The organism is Sanguibacter sp. Z1732 (assembly GCF_051020515.1).
Taxonomy (GTDB): Bacteria; Actinomycetota; Actinomycetes; order Actinomycetales; family Beutenbergiaceae; genus CALKWS01.
The window spans coordinates 2713523-2737589 of the sequence record NZ_CP194857.1 but is presented as its reverse complement, the minus strand read 5'-3'; the positions used below and the strand labels follow the sequence as shown (position 1 = coordinate 2737589).

The following is a 24067-nucleotide window of genomic DNA, read 5'->3' as shown; positions in this document are numbered from 1 at the left end:
ACGACGAGCACCTTGGACGATGACGACCGGAGGTTCCGTGCCAGACAAGCCAGACACACAAGGCCCCACCGTGTCCACGGACACCCCGACCGTGTCCACGCACACCCCCACCGTGTCCATCGCGGTTGCCGAAGTGATCAGCGAACGTGCCGGGCACCTCTTCGGCCTGCTGGGCAACGGCAACGCCCACCTGGTGAGCCACCTGACGAGTTCCGGTTTCCCGTTCACCTCGGCCCGCCACGAAGTCGCCACCGTGACCATGGCCGACTCCTACCACCGGGCCACCGGGCAGATCGCGGCCGCCACCACCACCTACGGCGCCGGCTTCACCAACACCTACACCGGCCTGGCCGAGGCCGCGCGGGCCCGCGTCCCCCTGGTGCTCATCACCGGCGACGCGCCGTCGACCGGCCTGCGCACCTTCGACATTGACCAAACCGCGGCAGCGGCCGCCGTCGGCGTGGCGACGCTCACCGTCACCCCCGCCGACGCCGCTGCCCTGACCCACCATGCCTTCGACCTGGCGCTGCAGACACGCCGTCCGGTGGTCCTGGCCATCCCCCACGACCTGGCCACCGTGCCACTGCCCGACGCCGACCAGCCGGCCCACCGGGCGCCCTCGGCCGAGACACCCGGTGAGCACGCGGACCCCGGCACCCGCACCGGCCAGAAGCCCCCTCCCCTGCCCGCGCCCATCGGCCCCCCAGCACCGTCAGCCGAGGAGTTGGACCGGATCGCCGAGGCCCTCCGCGCCGCGCGCCGCCCCCTGATCCTGGCCGGCCGGGGCACGGTCCTTGCCCGGGCGGGCCACGACGTGCGCGCGCTGGGCGATCGGCTCGGTGCCCTCTTCATGACCTCGGTGATGGCCGCAAGCGTCATCGACAGCCCGTGGAACCTCGGCATCGCCGGTGGCTTCACTCGCGCCCACCGCCTCGACGTCGCCCGCCGGGCCGACGTCGTGCTCGTGCTCGGCGCGAGCCTGAACCCCTTCCAAACCCGGTACGGCACCCTGGTCGCGGAGGGAACCCGAGTGATCAGGGTCGACGACGAGTCCCCGGCCGACCATCCGATGGTCACCGACGCCGTCCACGCCAACCTGGTGCCGGTAGTGCGCGGGCTACTGGAACGACTGCGGCAGGCCGATGAGGCGCGCACCTGGCGGGCCCACGTTCCGCAGGTGGCCACGGCGCAGTTCCGATCCGCGCAGATCGACCGCGCCGAGTTCACCCCGGCCGAGCTCGCCGCCCCGGAGGGCACCGGAACAGCAGCAGGGGTCGAGTTCTGCACCGACGGCCGGTTGAACCCCCGCGTCGTGGCTGCCGCACTCGACGGCATCCTCCCCGCGGACCGCTCCGTGGTCACCGACGGTGGCAACTTCATCGGGTGGGCGCCGATGTACTTCTCCCGGACCCCCACGCGATGGTGCTGCTGGGCACCGCGTTCCAGTCGATCGGGCTCGGTTTCGGCTCCGCCGCCGGTGTGGCCGCCGCCCGCCCGGACCGCACCACCGTCCTGGTCACCGGCGACGGCGGGGCCCTGATGGGCCTGGCGGACCTGGAGACCCTGATGCGCACCGCACACCGGGCGGTGGTCGTGGTCTTCAACGACGCCGCCTACGGCGCCGAACTGCACCAGTACGCCGCCGCGGGTCTGCACGATGCGGCGATGCGTATCGATGAGGTCGACTTCGCCGCGCTCGGCCGCGCCTTCGGTGCCGAGGGGATCCAAGCGCGCACGCTGGCGGACCTGGACGTCCTGCGCCAGTGGCTGGCCACCCACACCGAGGGCGTGTTCATTCTCGATGTGTCCATCTCCACCGAGGTGGTCGCCGACTTCCTGGCCGCCTCCCTCGAGGCCAAGTCCACCCGCGACCAACGCTGACTTCGCGGCACGTGGATCGAGTGCGTGCGCACCGAGGCGTGCGCGCGCTCAGTCCAAGATCCGCGAAGTCAGGGGATCACGCCGGCGGGCGCAGATTGGCGGCGAAGAAATCGGCCAGGTCTGCGGTCGCCTCCAGCGGGAGCACGTGGGCGACGTACTGGTCCGGACGGACGACGACGACGGCCCCGCCGCGATCGATCTGGCGGATGTCGAAGATGTCCTCGCCCTCCATCACCCCGTACACCTTGTTGTAGTCGAGCAGATCGAAGGGCCCCACGGTCGGTTTGAAGACCGTGGGCACGGCGTTGATGTCGACGTCGGGGTGGACCTGCTGGAAGATCACCTTGACGTCGAAGATCGCGTCGTCGTCGCCGTCGGCCGGGGTGAACCGCACCACGGGCGAGTCCGGCGAGGTGGAGAGCCAGTGCGCGAACCGGCTCAGCGCCGAGTCCTCCCCCGCCGGGCCGGCGTCGGCGAAGGCATAGATGCGCCAGCGCCCGTCGGCCTCGGCCAGGTGACCCAGGTGCACGGGGTTGGCGTCGCAGACCCGCACCACCCGTGCGGACTTGAACCGCTTGCCCACGGTGAAACCCTCGGCGAGGCCCTGGTGGGTGGCCGGTCCGGTGATCATCGACCGTTCGTACTCGGTCATGAAGCCCGCGGGGAACTCGAAGGTCTTGACGTAGAAGTCCTCCAGGGCCGAGGGGTCCTCGAACTCATCGGCCGGTTTGGCCATCAGGGTGGACCACTCCCGGTCGAAGTCGATCAGGTTCTGGGCCACGACCTGCCGCTCGGCCGAGTAGGTCGCCAGCAGTGACTCCGGGCTGCGCCCGTCCAGCACGTGCCCGAGTTTCCAGCCCAGGTTGAACCCGTCCTGCAGGGACACGTTCATGCCCTGCCCGGCCTTGGCGCTGTGGGTGTGGCAGGCGTCCCCGGCGATGAACACCCGCGGCAGGCGCTCGGACTCGGCCCCGGCGGGTACGTCGTCGAACTTGTCGGTGACCCGGTGGCCCACCTCGTACACGCTCCACAGGCCACGTGCTTGACGTCCATCGAGTAGGGCGTGAGGATCGCGTTGGCCTTGTCGATGATGGCGGTGATCGGCGTGCGGCGCACGGTCGCGGCCCGCTCGGCGGTCACCTCCCCCAGGTCCACGTACATGCGGAACAGGTGCCCGCCCTCGCGCGGGATGTGCAGGATGTTGCCCCCGGATCGGGACTGGATCGCGCACTTGAGCCGGATGTCGGGGAAGTCGGTGGTGACCAGCACGTCCATCACCCCCCAGGCGTGGTTGGCCTGGTCGCCCACGTGGGTGGCGCCGATCTCCCTGCGCACCTTGCTGTGCGCCCCGTCCCCGCCGACGAGGTACTTCACAGCCACGGTGCGCTCCTGGCCCTCGCGGGGCCCGGCGGTGTAGCGCAGCCGCACGCGCACGGGATACTCACCCTCCCCGACGGTCAGGCCGAGGAGCTCCACGCCGTAATCAGGCCGCATCCGGGCCGGTGAGTTCGCCATGAACTCGTTGAAGTAGTCGATGATGCGGGCCTGGTTGACCAGCAGGTGCGGGAACTCGCTGATGCCGGTGGGGTCGTCGGCCGGGCGGGACGTGCGCACGATGTGGTCGGGGTTCTGCGGGTCCGGCTTCCAGAACGCCATCTCGGTGATCCGGTAGGCCTCCTCGGCCAACCGGCCGGCGAAGCCGAAGGCCTGGAAGGTCTCCACGCTGCGGGCCTGGATCCCATCGGCGTGGCCCATCGCCAGGCGGTGCGGGCGGCTGTCGATGATCCGGGTATGGACGTGAGGGAACTGGGACAACTGTGCCGCGGTGATCGTCCCGGCCGGGCCGGTACCCACCACGAGCACGTCGAACTCATCGGGTATCTCCTCCGGTCGGTCCAGGCCCACCCCGGCCGCCGACTGGATGCGCGGGTCGGTGGTGACGTACCCGTGATGGTGAAACCTCACTGGGGACTCCTCTCTGAGCCTGTCAGGGTGCGCACTGGGGCTCAGACCTGGTTGCCGAGTTTGAAGCCGTGGTCGGTCTCGCCCTTGCGGGTGTAGGAGAAGCCGTCGGCGCCGATGGTCACGTCCATCTCCTTGGCCTCCTGGCGCTCCTGCAGCGGGACCGGGTTGCCGTCCAGGTCCAGCACGGTGGAGGCCTCGGTGTACCAGGACGGCACCACCGGGTTGCCCCACCAGTCCCGGCGCTGGTTGTCGTGCACGTCCCAGGTCACCACCGGATTGTCCGGGTCGCCGGTGTAGTAGTCCTGGGTGTAGATCTCCACCCGGTGCCCGTCCGGGTCACGCAGGTAGAGGTAGAAGGCATTGGACACCCCGTGCCGGCCGGGGCCGCGCTCGATGCAGTCCGAGCGGCGCAGCGCGCCGAGCTTGTCGCAGATGTAGAGGATGTTGTGCTTCTCGTGGGTGGAGAAGGCGATGTGGTGCATCCGCGGCCCGTCCCCGCCGGTGAGTGCGGTGTCATGCACGGTGTGCTTGCGGGCGAACCAGGCGGCGTAGGTGATCCCGTCGTCGTCGCGGATGTCCTCGGTGCGTTTGAACCCGAGGTTCTCCAGGTACGCCGCGCCGGCGACCACGTCGGGATAGACCTGGTTGAAGTGGTCCAGCCGCACCAACGCGCCGGCGCCGTAGCGTTCATAGTTCCACGCCAGGCGCGGCACGTGCTCGGTCTCGTAGAAGAACTCATACGGGAAGCCGAGCGGGTCCTGTACCCGTACGGCGGCACCGATCCCGCGCACGAACCCCTCGGCGCTGCGGCGCACGTCGCAACCCAGGTCCCGGTAGTAGGCGTCGGCCCGATCCAGGTCCTGTGGGCTGCGCACCCGGAAGGCCAGCGCGGCGACTGCCGGCTCGTCGCCCACCCGGAGCACCAGGTTGTGGTGGATGAACTCCTCCAGGGTGCGCAGGTAGATCGCGGTCTCGTCCTCCTCGGTGACCACCAGGCCGAGGATGTCCACGTAGAACTCCCGCGCGGCGGCCAGGTCGGTCACCACCAGTTCCATGTACGCCGCCCGCACGATGTCGGGCGGGGCGGGTTCCGTCGTCGGGCTGTCCGTGCCGGGTTGGGTCATGACCGGCTCCCTCGCGCGCGTGCCATCTCAGGCCTCGTCCCTCTTGGCGGCGAAGAACGGGTCCTGCTCGTCATACCCGGTGGCCCCGAACCGCGCGGTGTGCACGGCGCCGAGGGTCACGTGCACAACCTTGTGCTCGGAGTAGAAGTTCAGCGACCGGTAGCCGCCCTCCTGGCCCAGGCCGGAGGCCTTGATGCCTCCGAACGGGGAGCGCAGGTCACGCACGTTATGGGAGTTGATCCAGATCATCCCGGCCTCGATCCGGTCGGCCAGGGTGTGGGCGCGGGTGACGTCCTTGGTCCAGATGTAGGCGGCCAGGCCGTACTTGACGTTGTTGGCCAGCGCCACGGCCTCATCCTCGGTGTCGAAGGGGGTGATCGCCACCACGGGTCCGAAGATCTCCTCCTGGAAGATCGACGCCTCGGGCGGCACGTCGGCGAACACGGTGGGGGCCAGGTAGTTGCCCTGGTCCAGTCCCTCGGGGCGCCCTCCACCGGCGACCAGGCGCGCCTCGGTCCTCCCGGCCCGCACGTAGCCCAGCACCCGGTCGTAGTGCTCCGGATGCACCAGCGCACCGACCTCGGTGTCGGGGTCCGACGGCGGTCCGACCTTGATGTTCTCGGCGCGCGCGGCGTAGGCGGCCACGAATTCCTGATACACCGACCGCTCCACCAGGATCCGGGAGGAGGCGGTGCAGCGCTCCCCGTTCAGGGAGAACACCCCGAACAGGGTGGAGTCCAGTGCGGCCTCCAGATCGGCGTCGGCGAACACCAGCGCCGGGGACTTGCCCCCCAGTTCCATGGACAGGCCCTTGAGCGTGGGGGCGGCATTGGCGAAGATCGTCTGCCCGGTGGTGGTCTCCCCGGTGAAGGAGATCAGGTCCACGCCCGGGTGCCTCACCAGCGCGTCACCGGCCACCTCCCCGATGCCGTTGACCAGTTGAACACCCCCGGCGGCAAGCCGGCCTCCTCGAAGATCCCGGCCCACAGCGAGGCCGACAGCGGGGTGAACTCCGCGGGTTTGAGCACCACGGTGCACCCGGCCGCGAGCGCCGGGGCGAGTTTCCAGGAGGAGAGCATGAACGGGGTGTTCCACGGGGTGATCAGCCCGGCCACCCCCACCGGGGAGCGGTTCACGTAGTTCATCTGCATGCCCGGGACCTTGTAGGCGTCATCGGTCCCGGCCACGATCAGGTCGGCGAAGAAGCGGAAGTTCTCCGCCGCCCGGCGGGCCTGGCCCCGGGCCTGGGTGATCGGCAGACCGGTGTCGAAGGACTCCATGGTGGCCAGCGCCTTGTCCTGGGCCTCGACGGCGTCGGCGATCGTGTTCAGGATCCGGGCCCGTTCCCGGTTCCTCATCCGCGGCCACGGGCCGGTCTCGAACGCCTCCCGGGCGGCGGTCACCGCGGCGTCGATGTCGGCGTCCTGTCCGGCGGCGGCCCGGATGTAGGCGGCGTTCGTAGTGGGTTCGAGCACCTCGAAGGTCTGCCCGCCGCGGGACTCGAGGGATGCGCCGTTGATGTAGTGCTGGATGCGCTCGGGAGTGCCCGGCGGCGGGGCGGGAGCCGGCGACGGCGTGGGCCGGCTCGCCGGGGTCGGTCCGGTCGTCTCAGCGGTCACCTCAGGTTCCTTCCACCGGGGTCAGGTACTGCTCGCCGCGGCGGGCCAGCTCGGTCACGCGGCGCCGGCCCTGCTCACTCAGCCCGACCAGGGGCGGACGCACATGGTCCGAGGCGATCAGGCCGCGCTGGGCCATCAGCCACTTGGCCGGGGCGGGATTGGTCTCGGCGAAGATCAGGTCCACCAGCGGGTGCACGCCGTAGTGCAGCGCCCGCGCCCGGTCCCAGTCCCCGGCGATCGCGGCGTCGTAGGTCTCGGCGACGGCGGCCGGCGCGATGTTGGACAGCGCGGAGATGAACCCGGTTCCCCCCAGCGGGATCAGCGGCAGGCACAGCAGTTCGATCCCGGACCACATCAACGCCTCCTGGCCGCACAGGTACATGGTGCGGGAGAAGTGCTCGAAGTCCTTGGTGGTCTCCTTGATGCCCACGATGTTGTCGTGGTCGCGGAACAGCCGGGCGAAGGTCTCCGGGGCCAGGTCCACCGCGGTACGCACGGGCACGTTGTACGCCACGATCGGCAGGTCGGGGAACTCCGCGGCCACCGTGGAGTACCAGACGTAGAGCGCCTCCTGGGTGGGCCGGGCGTAGTAGGGGGTGATGATCAGCGCCATGTCCGCCCCGGCGTCCCGGGCGATCGAGGTCAGCTCCAGGGTCTCCTCCAGCTGCGCCGTGCCGGTGCCGGGCAGGAACGGGACGGCGTCACCCACCTCCTGGGCCACGGTGCGGATCGCGGCCGCGCGCTCGGCAAGGCTCTGGGAGGAGGGTTCGCCGGTGGACCCGCCGATGGAGATGCCCCGAGAACCGTTGGCCAGTTGCCAGCGCACCATGCGCCGCAGCGACTCGTGGTCCAACTCGCCCTCGTCGGTGAACGGGGTGAACACCGGCGCCAGCGCACCGGTGATACGGGCGGGGTCGGAGCGGAACTTCATCGTGTCCTCCTCGGAGCTCAGCCGCGGGTGGAGCGCCAGGCGTCGAAGGCCTGCCGCCATTTCTCGTTCATCGGGTATAGCCCGTGCACCGACTCCCCCGCCGCGACCATCTCGGCGATGAAGGTTTCCTCGGCCTCCTGGTCCTCGGCGTCCCGGAGTACCTCGGCCACGAGGTGGGGTGGGATGACCAGGGCTCCGTCGTCGTCGGCCACCACGACGTCCCCGACCTGCACGGTGGCACCGCCGCAGGAGATGGTCACGTCGGCCTCCCAGGGCACGTGCCGCCGGCCCAGGACGGCGGGGTGGGCCCCGGAGGAGTACACGGGCAGGTCGAGGTCGGCGACGGGGGCGGCATCGCGCACCGCACCGTCGGTGATGATGCCGGCGGCGCCGCGCACCTGGGCCCGCAGCGCGAGGATGTCCCCGAGGGTGCCGGCCGAGGACTCGGCGCGGGCCTCCATCACCAGGACCTCGCCCGGCCCGATCGTGTCGATCGCCTGTTTCTGGGCGTTGTACCCCCCGCCGTGGTCGGCGAACAGGTCCTTGCGGTAGGGCACGAAGCGCAGCGTGCGGGCCCGGCCCACCAGCCCGCGACCCGGGACCAGGGGACGTACGCCGTCGATGGAGACGGTGTCGAAGCCGCGCCGGCGCATCTGCACCGACAGGGTCGCCACGGCGACCGCTCCCAGGCGGGCGCGCAGATCCTCGGTGAGAACGAACGGGGGTTCGCCAGGGGTGGCCTCCCGCCCCCAGGCGTCGGCGCGCTGGGCGTCGTCGACCTTCGGCGGATGGCCCCAGTCGGGCAGGGCGGGTCCCTCGACCACCTCGGTGTGCAGCCGCCCGGTGCTCAGGTCCGGATCGTCCGGGCAGGACACCTCGACGGCGATGTGCTGGCCGGGTCCGGCGACCGAGGCTCCCGCGGGAGTGCCGGTGAGGATGACATCGCCGCGGTGCAGGGTCATGACGCGGGACAGATCGGCGATCATCAGGGCGAAGGGGAACAGCAGGCCGGCGGTGGAGTCGTCCTGGACGAGTTCGTCATCCAGCCAGGTGCGGATGGCAAGCCGGGCGGGGTCGAGCCCGGTGGCGTCGAGCAGCCGCGGGCCGATCGGGGTGTAGCCGTCTCCGCCCTTGGAGCGCACGTTGGAGCCCTTGTCCGCATACCGCAGGTCATGCAGGCCCAGGTCGTTGGCGGCGGTGACCCAGCCGACGTGACCCCAGGCCCGTTCCGGCGGGACGTCCCGCGCGTCGGCGCCGATCACCAGGGCGATCTCACCCTCGAACGCGAGCAGCTCGGTGCCCGCCGGTCGGATCACCTGGCCGGAGCCGGTCAGCGAGGAGGTGGTCTTGAGGAAGTAGGACGGATACGCCGGGGTTCGGCCACGCTGAGCGGCGCGCGAGGCGTAACTGAGGTGAACCGCGATCACCTTGCCGGGCCGGTGCCCGAGGACGGCGGTGATCGGGTCGTTGCTCATCTGCACCGGCTCCTTCGCCCAGGACGTCCACGAACGATCGTATACGATCCCAATCCTGCCCCCGCCACCCCCCGGTGTCAACAGGTGGACGGGCGTGGGAGTGGCCACCACGGGACACCTGCTGCGCCCGATGACACTGCGCCTCCGGGCGAACGCGTGGCCTACAGCGAGATCAGCACCAACGTGGTGCCGAACACCAGGCCCGTGGTCACCAGGGTGATCGTGGTGTAACTGAGGATGTCGCGCATCTTCAGCCCCGCGATGGCCAGCAGGGGCAGGGCCCAGAACGGTTGGATCATGTTGGTCCACTGATCGCCGTAGGCCACCGCCATGATCGCGATCGCCGGGTCCACCGACAGGCTCTCGGCCGCCTCGAGCATCACCGGCGCCTGCACCGCGAACTGCCCACCGCCCGAGGGCACGAAGAAGTTGACGGTGCCGGCGGCGACGAAAGCAAGCAGCCCGAAGGTGTACTGGTTCGAGATGGACACCAAGGCGTCGGAGATCACCGTGATCAGCCCGGTGCCGGCCATGATGCCCATGATCCCTGCGTACAGGGGGAACTGCAGCAGGATCTCCCCGACGTTGGAGGCGGCCTTCTTGGTCAGCGCGATCAGTTCAAAGGGGTTCTTCACCAGCAGCAGGATCAGGGCCAGGAAGCTCCAGTTGACGAGGTCAAGGGTCAACGTGCCGCCACCGGAAAAGTGGATCACCAGGTAGCCCACCAGCATCAGCCCGGTGAGCAGCGTGGGCACACGAGAGGCGTCCACCCGGTCCGCGGGGGTGGTGACCTGCTCGGCGACGTCAACCTCCTTCTCCCGGGCATCGACCTTCAGTGGCACGATCGCTTCCTTGCGCCGTGGTGCGACCAGCAGCAACGCCACGGCCACCAGAATGATCGCGGCACCGGCCGCGGCGATGTTCCACGGGGTGAAGATCGTCTCGGTGATCGGCAGCGGCTCACCGAGTTGCTCGGCGACGAAGGAGTCCGGCGTGGCCGCCAGCAGCGGACCGGACGCCGAGTAGCCCATGTGCCAGACCACGAAGCCGGAGAAGGCGGAGGCGACCAGCATGGCGAAGTGGATCGGTTCGTCACGTCGCCGGAACTCATAGGCGACCTCGCGGGCGAGCAGAGCACCGGCTACCAGGCCCAGGCCCCAGGTGATCAGCGAGGCCAGCGCGGCGATCACGAAGACCAGCACGTAGCCCTGCATGGCCGTCCTGGGTCGCTTGGCCAGCCACACCAGGACCTTCCGGACCGGGCCGGTGTTGGCCAGGATGTACCCGAGCAGCAGGATGAGCGCCATCTGCGTCATGAAGGCCAGTAGCCCTGCCAGTCCGTTGCCCCACTCCTCCACCACCTGCACCGGCCCGGCGTCGGTCAGGATGAGGGCGAGCAGGACCACCACGAACGTGAGCACGATCGCAAAGACCAGGGCCGAGGGGATGAACCTCTCGACCAGGCTGTTCAACGGGCGCATCAGGCCCGACAGCACCGCACCGCCGTCGGCCTTCTTCTCGTCTTTCGTCGTTCCCTGGCTATTCGGGTCTGCCATGTCTCCTCCTTGAGTATGGTCCCCGCCCGGATTCTCGGCTCGACCTGAAGCCGGGAGGGTAGATGGGGCGGGTGGCGACGATTCCACCCAGGCCTCAGCGTGGCACAACCAGGCGCCGCGCGGGCGGCACTTCGGGCTGGGTCCGGCCCACCGCCACGTGCCACCGCCGGGTGCCACCGCCGGGTGCCACCGCTGAGTGGCACCGCGTGGTGCCACCGCCGGGTGCCACCGCTGAGTGACACCGCGTGGCACCGCTGAGTGCCACTGCGGGGCACCGCGATCACCTAGGACAGTTCGCCGCGCACGATGCTGTTTCCGCTATGGGCAGGGTCGCCGTCGTAAGGCTCGTCGGAGACGTCCACGATCAGGAACTCGCCCATATCGAGGTTGTCGGGAACGTCGAAGACTCCCTCGGATCCGACGAGGACGCCGAGGCTGATCAGCCGCTCCAGATCGCTGTCGATGAGCCACACCTCGCGGTACCCCTCGCCCAGGCCGGGGTCGAGCTCGACGTTCAACACCCGGGCACCGTCGACCTCGTGCAGCGCGGCGGCGCCGGCGTCGGCCTCGCTCCACTCAGGAAGGGGCGCCAACTCGGCCGTGGCGAGCACCTCGGGCGCCGGGGGCGTGCGCAGTTGGTCAGCCACCACGGTGGCGCCGACGCCCAGCAGGAAGGCCGCCGCAGCCACCCACGCCGTGCGCCAGTTCCGGGACGAGCGCCGTGCCAGTTGCGGAACGGGCGCGCGCACGGGCTCGGCAGAGACCTCGGGCGCGACCGCAGACACCTCTGGCGCACCGGCCGGTTCGGAGGCTGGCGGCCCGAGGAGTTCGGCGCTGATCCGGGACCAGACGTGCTCTCCCGGGCGCTCCAGGCCGGGCTCCCCGGCGCCGGCCCGCCCTGCGCTCACCACGCGGCGCAACGCCTCGAGTTCCTTCCGGCACGTCGCGCACTCGGCGACGTGGCGGCTCTGTGCGCGCGTGACGCCCTGCTGCTCCCCGAGAGCGAGGAGGGCCAACGTGCCATCGTCAGGATGCTCCATCGGTCACCTCCAGCCGATCCCGCATACGTTGCAGACTGCGTTTGATGTGGGACTTGACCGTTCCGAGTGGCAGGTCGAGCCGCCCAGCGATCTGGGAGTGGGTCAGATCCTCGAAGAAGGCAAGCCGCATGATCGTGCTCGGAGGTTCACCCAGACGGCGCAGTTCCTCGGCGATCACCACCCGGTCGATGACGACGACCGGATCGGCTCCGGCCCCGGCCCCACCCGGCCGGCGGGCGACGACCTCGGCCGCGTCCTGCGCGCGGCCGTCCCGGGTCCGGCGCTGATAGACGTCGACGATCTTGTTCCGCGCGATGGGCAACCAGCCAGGAATGCAAGCGAGCCCGGGTCGGGTCGTACCTGGTCCTACCCTGCCATGCGGCCACGAACACCTGCTGGGTGACGTCCTCGGCGTCAGCGACCGAGCCCAGGGCTCGTAACGCGATCGTGTAGATCAGCGGCGACCACCGTTGATAGACCGCACGCATGACGCCGTCGTCCTCGGCGACGAAGGCACGCTCCAGGGCTGACTCCCGAGCCTGCCCTGCCTCGTCGCTCATCGTCCGCCCATCCGGCACGATCGTGGCTCCATGTTTGGGCCAACCGGGGATTCGATCATCCTTGTCGCAGGCTAGCAGTGACGACGATGTTGTCGCTGTAACTACCGCGCGTCTCATCCCACTGCCCGCCACAGGTGATGAGCACCAGCCGGGGCTGCCCGTCGCGCCGGAAGTGGTCGGCCAGGTCGATGGTCTCCTTGGCTTGGCTGGTGACGGTGACGACGTCATAGGTCACCTCCGTCCCATCCGGGCCGATGAGGTCGATCGAATCACCTGGCTGGGCTTGGCGAAGGTAATGGAACGGACCGACGCCGGTGGTGAAGGAACCGTTGTGTGCAGCAACGACAATGGATCCGTTCGCGTCGCCCAGTCCGGGACCGAAGCGGTACCACCCGGCCCTGTTGGCGTCGTCAGGGATCTCCATCTGGCCGTCCGCGGCAACCCCGACCGGGTCGATGTCGAGGGTGATGTCCCGCTCGGCGTACTCCAATCGCACCGGCGGGGTCCTGGCCTCGGGGCCGGCAGCCTCGAGCCTGGCGGTGCTGACGTCGACCTCGACCGCGGGTGATTCGAGCTCACCGGGGACGACCTGCGACCCGGGTGCGGTGGCTTCGGTGCGCCCCTGCTCGGGCGCCCCCGGCGAGATCGCGGCGGAGCCCGGCCGTGCCGCCGCGCGCGTCGGTCGAGACAGACCGGCTCGGTGGCTGCGCGTCGGGGGTCGCGCAGCCACCGAGGATTCCGGCCAAGAGCAGGATCCCGAGGGACAATGACCTCGTCCTGAACATTCGGACTCCTACTCCCGCCCCGTCCGGGCTTGCTCGTCAGTTGGTTGCGTGTGCGCCCTGGCTGCGGCCGCGCAATCCGAGGATGGCCAGGAGGCCCGCACCGAGGGTGATCACGACCCAAGCCAGCGGCGCCATGCCCGCTTCCTCGACCGGGATCTGACCGGTGGGGACACCACCCGGGGCCGAGTGCAGTCCATCGACCGTCTGGACCGCCAGGTCGAGAGTGTCCTCTTCCAGGCTGCCCCACGCATAGACGATCGTGAGTGACCCCTCACCGACCGTGACGTCGGCCGGGCCCAGCACCGGGTCGGTGGTGCCGGCTGCGGCCACTGCCGCCGGCACGGTCCCGGCGGGCAGATCGAGGCTGGCCTCGTCGGGGTTGACCAGGTCGGTGATGACAGCCTCGTCTCCGGCCAGGATGTCGACGGCCGGAGCGGCTGCGGTGTGCCGCACTGTCAGGCGCCCTTCGCCTGCCCCGTTTCAGAGGTGTCGTTGGTGAACAGGGTGGCGGTCGGCCCACCGTCGGCGTCCAGGTGGGCCACCGCGGTGTAGTTCATCCCACCGTCCAGACTCAGGTCCACCGGCCCGAGGGCCGGCTCACTGTCGTCGTCGGCGTCTGCCGCGGTGATCGCCACCGAGTAGGTGCCGGCAGGCAGTTCGAGCGGGCCGGCGAGGTCACCGGGTTCGAAGTCGTCCAGGGTGAGTTCACCATCGACGTAGACGTCGACGACCATGTCCGGCACACCGTGCAGAACAGAGAGTGCGGCGCCGGGTTCGGTGGTGTCGGCGAAAGCGGGTGCCGCGGCGAGTGTGACTGCCGTGAGGCCGGCCAATCCGGCCAGCGCGGTGCGACGCATGTGCATGATGTTTCCTCCATCGGATGTGGCCCGGGTGGGCCGGTGGGTGTTCGCACCGGTACTTTCTGGCGATGACCCCCGTTTGGATGCACCTCGGCCGAAGTTTTTCCGATGAGAGTTCGGTCAGGGCCTCATGAGGTACCGCTCGGATCTACCACCCGAAGATCTACCGCCGGATCCTTCCGAACGGCACAATGTGGACACCACCAGGCGGCTGGCCGGGCCACATCGGGTGCGGCGGACGCACCAGAGACGGCTGCCGCACCAGAGATGGGAGTGCGTGCATGGCTGAGGCAACCGAGGCAGCGGCGCAGGCGCCGTGGGAACCGCCGCTGGCCAGCTCGGAGGTGGAGCACCTGCTCGGTGCCCTGAACCGGCTGCGCACCACCTTCCGCTGGAAGACCGACGACCTGGACGCCGAGGGCCTGTCCCACACTGTGGGCGCCTCCGCGCTGACCCTGGGTAATCTGCTCAAACATCTGGCGTGTGCCGAGGATGAGAAGTTCGGGATGGCCCTGTCCGGTGCGGCCTACGGGCCGCCGTGGGCCGGCATGGTCGACTTCGACGGAAGTCCGCACGACTACATGTTCAGCACCGATGGGATGGAGCCCGCGGAGTTGTACGGCGTGTGGGACGAGGCGGTACGCCGATCCGACCAGCGCCTGCAGGCCGCTCTGGAGCAACAGGGCCTGGACCAGCGGGTTGCCCTGGGCGCCGACGAGGGGTTGGAGGTGAGCCTGCGCCGGCTGCTGTACGACCTGGTGGAGGAGTACGGGCGGCACACCGGCCACGCGGATCTCCTCCGGGAGGCCGTCGACGGTCGGGTCGGCGAGGACCCGCCACAGGGTTGGAGCGCCGTGAGCGGGAACTCACCGGTCGGAGTTTCTCCTGGCAAGTGAATCGACGGCCGGCCTGGAAACGGCCGGCAGGGAAGGAGTCGCGATGGCTGACACACCCGATATCCGACCGGTGGGGGACCTACCGGACGCGATCGGCAAGACCGCTGCCCGCGAACTCGCGGGCAACGGCATCACGAGCCTGGCACGGGTGGCTCAGCACTCCCGGAAGGAACTGCTGGCCATCCACGGCGTGGGCCCCAAGGCGATCGCCATCCTTGGCGAGGCCCTGGCGGCCGAGGGCCTGGACTACCGCGCGACCTGACCGCGCCGGCGGGCCGGGCACCCCCGTCATCAGCCGCCATCGCCTCCGCCGGGCGGGCGCACCAGAACGGGCCGCCCCGGCGCAGTGATGCAGATGCCGCAGGCACGATCCCCTGCGAGGATGCGTCCATGTCCGCCTCTGAACAACTCCGAGCCGACTTCGAGGAACTCGCTGAGCGCGTCGGCAAGGCAGCCCTTGCCCGTGGCGCGCTCGTTGCCACCGCCGAGTCCCTGACCAGCGGGCAAGTGGCCGTCCACCTGGGCGCCGCACCCGATGCCGGTGACTGGTTCGCCGGTGGTGTGGTCGCCTACACGGTCGAGGCGAAGCAGCGTGCTCTGGGCGTCCCGCCCGGCCCGGTGATCTCCGAGCAGTGCGCCACCGCGATGGCCGAGGGGGCGGCGCAGCGGCTGGGGGCAGACTGTGCCGTGGGCGTGACCGGTGTCGGCGGGCCCGACGACGCAGGAGGGTGAGCCGGTCGGGACGGTGTTCATCGCCGTACACACCCCGGAGGGCACCACCTGCGAGCAGCATCACTTCGACGGCGACGCCGAGGAGATCCTGGACGCCACCACCCGCAGGGCCCTGGAACTGCTCGGCCAGGGGATCACCGATGTCGGCACCAAGGCCCAATAACGGCGCCGCCCACCGCGCGGGGTCTAGCCGAGGAGTTCCCGCACCCGCAGCGACTGTTCGGCCAGTTCCGGGGGTGATCGGTCCGCCCCGTCGAACCAGGACACCGCGGGCCCATCACCGGCGAGCCGCCAGGTCCCGCAGACCACACCACCGGTGATCACCAGGTTCGCTCCGCGGCTGACGGCGGGCCGGTGTTCGGGCGGGACCACGTGGACGTCGGCTGTGCCAGTGCCGAGCACCCACTGGTCGTGACCGGTGAGGAAGCGCACCGCGCTGGTAGGGCTGGCGGCCATCAGGTCCTCCACGTGGTCGGGGTGCACCAGCGCGGGCTCACCCTCCACCTCGATCTCGGTGAGTTGCTCACCCAAGCCGGCGAGCCACCCCGCGATGCGCTGACGGCCGGTGCCAAGCCCCTCCCCGAGCCAGTAGTGCACCCGCTCGGGCGTCGTCGGGCCGTAGGCGGACAGGTAGGCGAAGACCGCCTGCCTTCCCGCCTCCTGCAGTTCCGGAAGACCCGGCCAGTACCGGTTCTGTGCGAGCGCCTGAAGGGTGGCCTGCCCGTTCCTGGTGGGGCCGAAACACACGTCGCCCTGCCAGAAGAAGGGCTTGAGGAAGGTGTTCGCGGCCGAGAGTGCCGGTCCGAGGTGGGCGAACCTAGCGCTCGTGGTGACCTCCGCGGCGACTTCATCCGGTGTCAGCGGCCCATCAGCCAGGGTCTCGCGGACCGCTGCCCGAAGCGCCGGCCACTCCCCCGGCTCCACCCGGTAGTGGTCGCGCCAGCTCCGGCGCTCCCACATCCGGCTCGAGGATCGCAGCGCCAGGTAGACGGCCGCGCTCGCGGGGGTCATCAGGTAGGTGCCGCCTCGGAACGCGAACACCTTGACCACACGGCCCTGGGCGAGGACCTGATCGAGTTCGTCCGGTTCCGGTTCGGTCTGGCGCACCCACACCGCGTACCCAGGGTTACCGGACCAGGCCGGGATGGCACCCAACCGGCCCACGACCTCGTCGGCCCGAAGCCGACCCGCCGGCGCGAGCAGCTGCCGAGCCATTCGCCAGGCCAACGCCTGCGCCCAGGTCACCCGCACCGCGCTACCGCCATCTCGGATCCGGCGGAACGACACGCTTCATGGATGCCCACCCGGCAGCCGAAGACCATGCCACAGGGACTCTCCCCCAGCCTCGTTGCCATGGGCCCATCCTCGCACCCCGGCCGTCGTCGCACCCGGGGGTTATCCACTATACGTGCGGGTGCCGATGCAGGACAATGACGACGACGGAGAGGGGCCGAGCCGAATACGGCCACCGGACCACCGCTCACCTCAGGAGGAGACCACACATGGCTGACACACACGAATCCAAGGACGACTCGGCCAAGGCCAAGAAGACCTGGTACGAGGAGTTCACCGTCTCCGGGAACGAACTTCTCGACCAGGTGAAGAAACTCGTCGCCGAAGGCAACGTCCGGCGGGTGTTCATCAAGAACCCCGAGGGGCGCACCCTGCTGGAGATCCCCCTGACGGTAGGCGTGGCCATCACCGCCGTGACCGCGGCGTTCGCGCCCATTCTGGTGGCGGTCGGGGCCATTGCGGCGCTACTGACCTCCGCGACGATCGGTGTCGAAAGAGAAGACCCCGACGACGACGCGGGCGGCAACGAAGACTCGACGGCAGGCAACGGGCCGCCCGTCCTGGAGCAGTAGCCGCTGCTGCGTGTCGAGCCATGGCGCGCGCTCAGAGCACGTTCACCGGCCCAGCCGAGGCCTTGACCGAGCCCCTCAGGTGTGACGGACCAGCACCTTGGCTGCTCACGATCATGGGCCTTGCGAGCCCTCGGAACGGTCGGTAGGTAACTCCATTCCGCCACTCGTAGCATGAATGTAACTCCTTGACAGCCTCGGTGACCTGCGCCACAGTGGCTGTCGGCCGGCAGGGACGCCGGTGCCAACGGGAGGTAGGGCATGCGCAAGGTACTCGCGGTCGCGGCCACACTGGCGGTGGGTCTGACAGGTGCGGCAATGGCAACGCCGGCAGCGGGAGATATTCTCCCCCTCGCCGAACGTGAACGAGGGTGGGACCGCTCGAACGCGCCTCACCACCTACTGCGAGACGGCACGCCGGAGGAAGCCGGGCTCATCGCCAGCCGGCTCGCGGCCATCGAACCGGCCCTCCACGACGGGCTCACGGCCGACCCGACCCCGCTCTACCCGGGCGCTGTCGCCCTCGTCGCGGCGAATGGGGTCATCGCCGAACGTACCGCCGTTGGCCACTCGGTGCGCTGGGCCGACCCCGACACCGAGTTGCCCGCCGAGGAGCAGATCGAGATGTCGACCGACACGATCTTCGACCTGGCCTCCCTCTCCAAACTGTTCACCGCGGTCGCGGTGATGCAGCTGGTCGAGCAGGACGAGATCGACCTCGAGGATCCCGCAGCCGCCTACATTCCGGCTTTCGCCGCTGAGGACAAGGAGGACGTCACCCTCGAGCATCTGCTCACCCATACCGGTGGACTGCCCTCGTGGATCAACCTGTACTCGGCTTACGACGACATCGACTCGCGCCTGGCGGCGGTCTACGGGATCGCCCCCCTGAGCGAACCCGGTGAGGAGTACCGCTACAGCGATCTCGGTCTGATCGTGCTCGGCAAGATCGTCGAGGAGGTCTCGGGCCTGGCACTGGATGAGTACGTCGAGGCTCGCATCACCGGCCCGCTGCAGATGGCCGACACGACGTACAACCCCCCGGCCGAACTTCTCGATCGGATCGCCGCCACCGAGTACCAGCCGCTCGCCGAACGCGGACTGGTCCACGGTGAGGTGCACGACGAGAACGCCTGGTCCCTCGGTGGAGTCGCCGGCCACGCCGGCACGTTCGCGACTGTGGACGACGTGGCCGTCTTCGCCCAGATGCTCCTCAACGGTGGCAGTTACGACGGCGCCCGGATCCTCGAGCCCGCCACCATCGAGACCATGATGCAGGACTACACCGGACACGCCTCCAACGCCCACCGCGGGCTCGGCCCGGAGTTGGAAGCCTGGTACTACCACGACGTCCTCACCACCGCGGAGTCCGCGGGACACACTGGCTTCACCGGAACGTCGCTGGTGATCGACCCGCACTCCGACACGGTGGCGATCCTGATGTCCAACCGGGTCCACCCCAGCCGGGACTGGGGAAACGTCAACCCGGTGCGCCGAGCCGTGGCTCGTGCCGCCGGCCTGGCCCACCCGATGACCGGCTTCACCCATGGCTCCGCCTGGTACTCCGGTATCGGGGACGAGTTGGAGCACTCCCTCACCGTGCCCGCGCGTCTCGACGGTGCCGGTGAACTCGCCTTGGACGTGTGGTTCCACACCGAGCCCACCGACTACCTGCATATCGAAGCGTCGACGGACGACGGCGACACATGGGAACCGCTCAGCGGCACCCTGACTGCTGATGGCGACGCGCTCTCTGCACCGGGCTGGATCTCCGGTGACGGCCTGAGCCGCTGGTGGGATGCCCGCTTCGACCTCTCCGGCCTGGATGGTCACGTCCTGCTTCGACTGCGGTACGCCACCGACGAGTTCTACTCCGGGCGCGGCGTCTACTTCGACCGTATCCAGGTGACCGCCGACGGCGTGAGGATCTTCGACGACTGGGACCTGGCTGACCGGGCGCGGATGCAGGTCGAGGGCTGGACCCGCGTGGACGCCGAAGGTGAGGAGGTGCACGAACCCGTCGAGCAGTTCCGCGGCTACTGGGTGGACGCCTTCAACCCGGGCATCTACGACGCCGAGGAGGTTCAGAACCTCGTCGCCGACGCCGAGAAGGTCGGCGCCAACGCACTCATCGTGCAGGTGGGGCGCCGCTACGACTGCTTCTGTAACAACTCCGCCTTCCCGCGCACCGACGCCTCCATCGACCCGGCGCCCTACGACCCGCTCGAGGAGGTCATCGAGCAGGCCCATGCGGCGGGGATCGAGGTGCACGCCTGGGTGAATGCCACGACGCTGTGGAACCAGGCCGCCCCACCCAGTTCGCCCGAGCACGCCTACAACCTGCATGGACCGGGGGCCGAGGGCGAGGACCGTTGGCTGAACCAGCGTGTGGATGGCACCGAGCAGGTGGGGAACAACACCTGGATCGACCCGGCTCACCCGGGCGCCGTGGACTATTTCGTCGATGGCGTTGCCTCGATCATGGAGAACTACGACGTCGACGGAATCAACCTCGACTACATTCGCTACCCCGATCACAGCGCGGATGAGAGCCAGAACGAGTGGGGTTACTCCGAGGTCTCCTTGGCACGCTTCGCTGAACACACCGGACGCGCCGACGTGCCCGAACCGGACGATGCGGAGTTCTCCGACTGGCGGCGCGATCAGGTCTCGGCCCTGGTGCGCAAGGTGTTCCTGGAGATGTATGAGATCGATCCACTGGCTCGGTTGAGCATCGACGGCATCACCTACGGCTTCGGTCCGGTCAGTCACGACGACGGCTTCGAGGGCACCCGCACCTACGCCAACGTTTCCCAGGACTTCCGGTCGTGGCTCGATGAGGGGATCATCGACACGGTCACCGCGATGAACTACAAGCGCAACTGGATGGATGACCAGGCGCGTATGTTCGCCGAGTGGAACGACGCCCTGATCGAGTACCGGGCCGGGCGCCACGTGGTCAATGGTCCTGCGCTGTACCTCAACGAGATCGAGGACTCCGTGGCCCAGGCGCGCCAAACGGTCGATGCCGGCTTCGATGGCTGGTCGGGCTACTCCTACGCCAACGCCTCACTCACCGCCAACGCGTCCGGCTCCTCGGCGGTCAAAGACGCCGAGCGTCAGGCGTTGGCCGAGGCGCTGCGCGAGGAGGTGTTCGCCGCCGATGCTGACGTTCCGGAGATGGACTGGAAGACCAACCCCACCGACGGGCACCTGTCCGGCACCCTCCTCGCGGACGAGGATGGGCAGATCGACGGCGTGACCGTCACCATCGAGGCGGTCGACGGCGAGTCCGCGCAAGCGCGCACGGACGGCTCCGGATGGTTCGGCGCGGTCGACCTCGCCCCGGGCGCGTACGTCGTCAGCGCGACCGGCGCCGAACCGGCCGAGGTGACCATCGTCGCCGGTGAGGTCGCGCGTGTGGAACTGGAGCCGGCCGAGGAGCCGGCGGATCCGGCCGCCGCGCTGGAGAAGTTGACCGTCTCGTTGGAGGCCTACATCGACTCGGGTGGGGTGGACGGTCCGATCGCCCACCAGTTGGAGAATGCGCTGGAGCAAGCACAGCAGCACCTGGCCGCTGACCGGGAGACTCCGGCGATCCGTGCGATGGAACGGTTCCTGCGCCACGTGCAGAATCCGAAGGAGCCGGACACACTCGCGGACGCCGCTCGTGATGACCTCACCGGTCAGGCCGGGGCGATCCTCGAGCAGCTTCAATAGTCACCGGACGACCCGGTTACTGACGGCCCGTGCCCGGTGCCCGCTTCCCGCGCTTGCGCGGAAGCCCGGGAAGCGGGCACGGCGTGGCTCAGGTGAACTCACGCCCAGCATGCCGACCATGGCAGGGTGGGAGCATGACGACGATTGCTTTCACCGGCGGACATGTCCTGCCTGTTGACGCTGAGCCCTTCGATGGCACGGTGGTGGTCACCGACGGGGTGATCAGCGCGATCGGGCCGAAGGCGAAGGTCCCGCGGGGCGCCCAGGTGGTCGATGCGACCGGACAGTGGGTGCTGCCCGGTTTCGTTGATGCCCACACGCACCTGGGTACGCACGAGGAGGCCGAGGGCTGGGCCGGTAGCGACGTCAACGAGATGACCGACCCGGTCACCGCCCAGGTCCGGGCACTGGACGCTATCAACCCCAAGGAGACGGGCTTCGCCGACGCCCTGGCCGGCGGTGTCACGGCGGTGTGCGTCAATCCTGGCTCCGGCAACGTCGTCGGCGGTTTGTGCGTAGCGATCCACACCCACGGCGATGTGGTCGATGAAATGGTGCTGCGCTCTCCCGCCGGACTGAAGTCGGCGCTGGGTGAGAACCCGAAGCGGGTGTACGGGGACAAGAAGACCATGCCCTCGACCCGGCTGGGCACCGCCGCGGTGCTGCGGCAGGCGTTCGTCGAGGCGCAGAACTACGTGGCCAAGCGCAATGCGGCCAAGGGTGACTTCGATGCACGCAACCTCACCCACGAGGCGGTCGCCTCGGTGCTGGCCGGGGAGATCCCGTGGCGCCAGCACGCCCACCGCGCTGACGACATCGCCACCGCGCTGCGCGTGGCCGAGGAGTTCGGGTACGAACTGGTCCTGGACCATGGCACCGAGGCGCACCTGGTGGCCCAGCAGATCGCGCAGCGCGGTGTGCCGGTGCTCATCGGCCCGCTGTTCACCAGCAGGTCGAAGGTGGAGTTGCGCGAGCGCAGCCTGGCCAACCCCGCCAAACTCGCCCGGGCCGGAGTGACGATCTCCATCATCACCGACCACCCGGTCGTCCCGATCAACTTCCTGGTCCACCAGGCCACGCTCGCGATCAAGGAGGGCCTGGACCGCGATACCGCGCTGCGTGCCATCACGCTGAACCCGGCCAAGGTCATCGGCATCGACGACAAGGTGGGATCGCTGAGCAAGGGCAAGTACGGCGACATCGTCCTGTGGAGCGGGGATCCGCTCGATGTCATGCAGCGCGCACAGCGGGTCTTCATCAAGGGCCAGGAGGTCTACTCCTACTCCGCCGACGAAGCCAACGCGCCCGCGAGTTCGTAGCCTTTAGCCCCTGGGTGCCAGTTCGCCTGGCGCGCAGTGCACGCTGAGCGAAACGGCTCGGGTAGTCATCGGCGTCGAAGAAGGTCAAAAGCATTGACCAGCGATCAGCACGGGCGCAGGATTGGAGCGACTCCGCCGGCCTGCCGCTGTGGCCGGTTCGGGCGACGAGTCCGAATCGCGGGGCGCCGACTCCGACCTCCGCAGGAGAGAAGGCGTCATGGCTTCGCCGACCATTTCCAGCCCGCACATCGACACGCTCCGCGGCCGGGTCCAAGGCTCGGTCATCACCCCGTTGGATCCCGGCTACGACGAACAGCGCCGCATCTGGAACGCGATGGTCGATGCACGCCCGGCTGTGCTCGTACAGGTCACCGCACCCGGCGACATCGCAGCAACCCTCGAGTTCGCGCAGTCCCACGCCTTGCCTCTGGCGGTGCGCGGCGGCGGGCACAACGTGGCTGGCCACGGCACCGTGACGGACGGCGTGGTCATCGATCTGAGCGCGATCAACAGCGTGACGGTCCTGGACGATCCCGCCCAATCGGTAGGTGACGGTGCCGCAGTTCGCATCGGTGGTGGTGCCACTCTGCCGACGTGGACCGCGTCACCGCCCCGATGGGCCTGGCTGTCCCGCTCGGAGTCGTGTCCCAGACCGGGGTGGGCGGCCTCACCCTCGGGGGCGGCATGGGCTGGCTCACCCGTGCCTATGGGTTGACCGCGGACAATCTGCTCGACGCCGAACTCGTCGCAGCCGATGGCTCGCCCATCCGGGCCGCCGATGACCCCGAACTGCTGTGGGCGCTGCGCGGCGGTGGCGGGAACTTCGGCGTCGTGACGGCGTTTACCGTCCGCGCGCACCGACTGGGTTCGGACATCTACGGAGCAAACCTCGTCTACAGGTCATCCCGGTGGCGCGGGGCATTGAGCGCCTGGGAGAACTGGACGCGGGACCTGCCCGACCAGATGCAGTCGATCGTCACGGTGATATCCCCGCCTCCGGAATTCGAGCTCGGTACCGAACCGGTGCTGATCGTCGGGGCCGCGTGGTCCGGCCGCGAGCCCCAGCAGGGCGAGGACCTGATTGCTGATCTCCGCGCCGCCGCCACGCCGGAGGATGAGGAGGTCGGCCTGGTCCCATGGACCGAGTGGCAAAGCGCCATGGACTTCTTGTTTCCCCGGGGTGTGCGCGGCTATTGGAAGAACACCTCCTTCGACCACCTCGACGACGACGTCATCGAGATCCTGGTCCGCCGCGGCACCGAACAAACCTGGCAGGGCACAGCCTTCGACATCCACCACATGGGTGGTGCCTTCGCCCGCGTTCCGGTTGATGGAACCCCGTTCCCGGCACGGGATGCGCGCTTCTGGCTGAATTGCTACGGGTTCTGGCGGGACCCGGGCGATGACGCGGCTCGCACACGGTTCGTGCAGGACCTTGCCCTGGATATGGCGCCCTTCGCCGGCGACGGACACTACGTCAACTTCGCTGCCCGCGACGAGCGAGTGCCCCGCGTCGCGGCCGAGGAGACGTTCGGCCGGTCGAAACTCTCCCGGCTCGTGGAGGTCAAGCGCCGGTACGACCCGAACAACGTGCTGCGGCGCAACCACAACATCCCGCCGGACTGAGGACCCCAGGGCGCCAGGTCCACCCGGCGCTCCGTCAAGTCGGCCTGGTCGCCCACGTAGGCGATGAGCGGCCCGGCGGGGTTGACCGAGCGTGAGCCGGTATGCCCCAAGAGTGC

At 69.3% G+C, this 24067-nt stretch carries 18 protein-coding genes and 5 pseudogenes; 11 read left to right on the top strand and 12 right to left on the bottom strand.

Features of this window, described 5'->3' with window-relative positions; genetic code table 11:
- Positions 1 to 70: 70 nt before the first annotated feature.
- Together ACRRRO_RS14450 and ACRRRO_RS14445 are read left to right on the top strand one after the other, a co-directional pair.
- On the top strand, positions 71 to 1540 hold the full coding sequence (locus tag ACRRRO_RS14450; protein WP_434080458.1) for a thiamine pyrophosphate-binding protein: 1470 nt from the start codon (positions 71 to 73) through the stop codon (positions 1538 to 1540).
- Positions 1480 to 1881 carry a thiamine pyrophosphate-dependent enzyme gene (locus tag ACRRRO_RS14445; protein ID WP_434080457.1) on the top strand — a complete coding sequence of 134 codons (402 nt, stop codon included), beginning with the start codon at positions 1480 to 1482 and terminating at the stop codon, positions 1879 to 1881. The genes ACRRRO_RS14450 and ACRRRO_RS14445 overlap by 61 nt, the downstream gene beginning before the upstream one ends.
- 76 nt (positions 1882 to 1957) lie before the next feature.
- Here ACRRRO_RS14445 and ACRRRO_RS14440 read toward each other — a convergent pair.
- The 11 genes and pseudogenes from ACRRRO_RS14440 to ACRRRO_RS14390 form a co-directional block, all read right to left on the bottom strand.
- Positions 1958 to 3846: pseudogene (locus tag ACRRRO_RS14440) on the bottom strand (FAD-binding monooxygenase).
- A 41-nt stretch (positions 3847 to 3887) separates the two neighbouring features.
- Positions 3888 to 4970: a 3,4-dihydroxyphenylacetate 2,3-dioxygenase gene (gene hpaD, locus ACRRRO_RS14435; protein WP_424796883.1), complete on the bottom strand. Its 1083-nt coding sequence runs from the start codon at positions 4968 to 4970 to the stop codon at positions 3888 to 3890.
- A 27-nt stretch (positions 4971 to 4997) separates the two neighbouring features.
- A pseudogene (locus ACRRRO_RS14430) lies at positions 4998 to 6445 on the bottom strand (aldehyde dehydrogenase).
- A gap of 145 nt (positions 6446 to 6590) precedes the next feature.
- Positions 6591 to 7520, bottom strand: coding sequence for a 4-hydroxy-tetrahydrodipicolinate synthase (gene dapA / locus ACRRRO_RS14425; RefSeq protein ID WP_424796882.1), 930 nt, complete (start codon positions 7518 to 7520; stop codon positions 6591 to 6593).
- Between the two features lie 17 nt (positions 7521 to 7537).
- The gene (locus ACRRRO_RS14420; protein WP_424796881.1) at positions 7538 to 8995 is read right to left on the bottom strand and encodes a fumarylacetoacetate hydrolase family protein; all 1458 of its coding nucleotides are present in this window, start codon (positions 8993 to 8995) and stop codon (positions 7538 to 7540) included.
- 161 nt (positions 8996 to 9156) lie between these two features.
- Entirely contained in the window at positions 9157 to 10476 is a 1320-nt protein-coding gene (locus tag ACRRRO_RS14415; RefSeq protein WP_424796917.1) for a short-chain fatty acid transporter, read from the bottom strand.
- 359 nt (positions 10477 to 10835) lie between these two features.
- Complete coding sequence (locus ACRRRO_RS14410) at positions 10836 to 11591, bottom strand: anti-sigma factor (RefSeq protein WP_424796880.1); 756 nt, start codon at positions 11589 to 11591, stop codon at positions 10836 to 10838.
- On the bottom strand, positions 11578 to 11913 hold the full coding sequence (locus ACRRRO_RS14405; protein WP_434080456.1) for an RNA polymerase sigma factor: 336 nt from the start codon (positions 11911 to 11913) through the stop codon (positions 11578 to 11580). Before ACRRRO_RS14405 ends, ACRRRO_RS14410 begins: the two co-directional genes overlap by 14 nt.
- A gap of 55 nt (positions 11914 to 11968) precedes the next feature.
- Positions 11969 to 12079: pseudogene (locus ACRRRO_RS14400) on the bottom strand (sigma factor); the annotation flags it as partial.
- A gap of 127 nt (positions 12080 to 12206) precedes the next feature.
- On the bottom strand, positions 12207 to 12881 hold the full coding sequence (locus tag ACRRRO_RS14395; RefSeq protein ID WP_434080455.1) for a class F sortase: 675 nt from the start codon (positions 12879 to 12881) through the stop codon (positions 12207 to 12209).
- A 91-nt stretch (positions 12882 to 12972) separates the two neighbouring features.
- Positions 12973 to 13793: pseudogene (locus ACRRRO_RS14390) on the bottom strand (DUF4397 domain-containing protein).
- A gap of 284 nt (positions 13794 to 14077) precedes the next feature.
- Here ACRRRO_RS14390 and ACRRRO_RS14385 point away from each other — a divergent pair.
- The 4 genes from ACRRRO_RS14385 to ACRRRO_RS14370 all read left to right on the top strand — a co-directional run bounded on the left by ACRRRO_RS14385 (position 14078) and on the right by ACRRRO_RS14370 (position 15587).
- Positions 14078 to 14692: a DUF664 domain-containing protein gene (locus ACRRRO_RS14385; protein WP_424796877.1), complete on the top strand. Its 615-nt coding sequence runs from the start codon at positions 14078 to 14080 to the stop codon at positions 14690 to 14692.
- 43 nt (positions 14693 to 14735) lie between these two features.
- Positions 14736 to 14954 (top strand): hypothetical protein, encoded by a 219-nt coding sequence (locus ACRRRO_RS14380; RefSeq protein ID WP_424787674.1) that lies wholly within the window; start codon positions 14736 to 14738, stop codon positions 14952 to 14954.
- A 128-nt stretch (positions 14955 to 15082) separates the two neighbouring features.
- Entirely contained in the window at positions 15083 to 15424 is a 342-nt protein-coding gene (locus tag ACRRRO_RS14375) for a CinA family protein (RefSeq protein ID WP_434080454.1), read from the top strand.
- Between the two features lie 13 nt (positions 15425 to 15437).
- Entirely contained in the window at positions 15438 to 15587 is a 150-nt protein-coding gene (locus ACRRRO_RS14370) for a hypothetical protein (protein WP_434080453.1), read from the top strand.
- A 23-nt stretch (positions 15588 to 15610) separates the two neighbouring features.
- Here ACRRRO_RS14370 and ACRRRO_RS14365 read toward each other — a convergent pair whose 3' ends face one another.
- A complete protein-coding gene (locus tag ACRRRO_RS14365) occupies positions 15611 to 16669 on the bottom strand; it encodes a DNA glycosylase AlkZ-like family protein (RefSeq protein ID WP_424796875.1) in 1059 nt (352 codons plus the stop codon).
- A gap of 257 nt (positions 16670 to 16926) precedes the next feature.
- Here ACRRRO_RS14365 and ACRRRO_RS14360 point away from each other — a divergent pair, with 257 nt between their 5' ends.
- From ACRRRO_RS14360 to ACRRRO_RS14340, 5 genes and pseudogenes are all read left to right on the top strand, one after another.
- Positions 16927 to 17289: a DUF4342 domain-containing protein gene (locus ACRRRO_RS14360; RefSeq protein ID WP_424787671.1), complete on the top strand. Its 363-nt coding sequence runs from the start codon at positions 16927 to 16929 to the stop codon at positions 17287 to 17289.
- A 258-nt stretch (positions 17290 to 17547) separates the two neighbouring features.
- The gene (locus tag ACRRRO_RS14355; protein ID WP_424796874.1) at positions 17548 to 21006 is read left to right on the top strand and encodes a serine hydrolase; all 3459 of its coding nucleotides are present in this window, start codon (positions 17548 to 17550) and stop codon (positions 21004 to 21006) included.
- A gap of 134 nt (positions 21007 to 21140) precedes the next feature.
- On the top strand, positions 21141 to 22325 hold the full coding sequence (locus ACRRRO_RS14350; protein WP_424796873.1) for an amidohydrolase: 1185 nt from the start codon (positions 21141 to 21143) through the stop codon (positions 22323 to 22325).
- 217 nt (positions 22326 to 22542) lie between these two features.
- Positions 22543 to 23036, top strand: a pseudogene (locus ACRRRO_RS14345) (FAD-binding oxidoreductase); the annotation flags it as partial.
- The gene (locus tag ACRRRO_RS14340; RefSeq protein WP_434081587.1) at positions 23010 to 23951 is read left to right on the top strand and encodes an FAD-binding oxidoreductase; all 942 of its coding nucleotides are present in this window, start codon (positions 23010 to 23012) and stop codon (positions 23949 to 23951) included. The pseudogene ACRRRO_RS14345 and the gene ACRRRO_RS14340, both read left to right, overlap by 27 nt.
- Positions 23952 to 24067 lie beyond the last annotated feature (116 nt).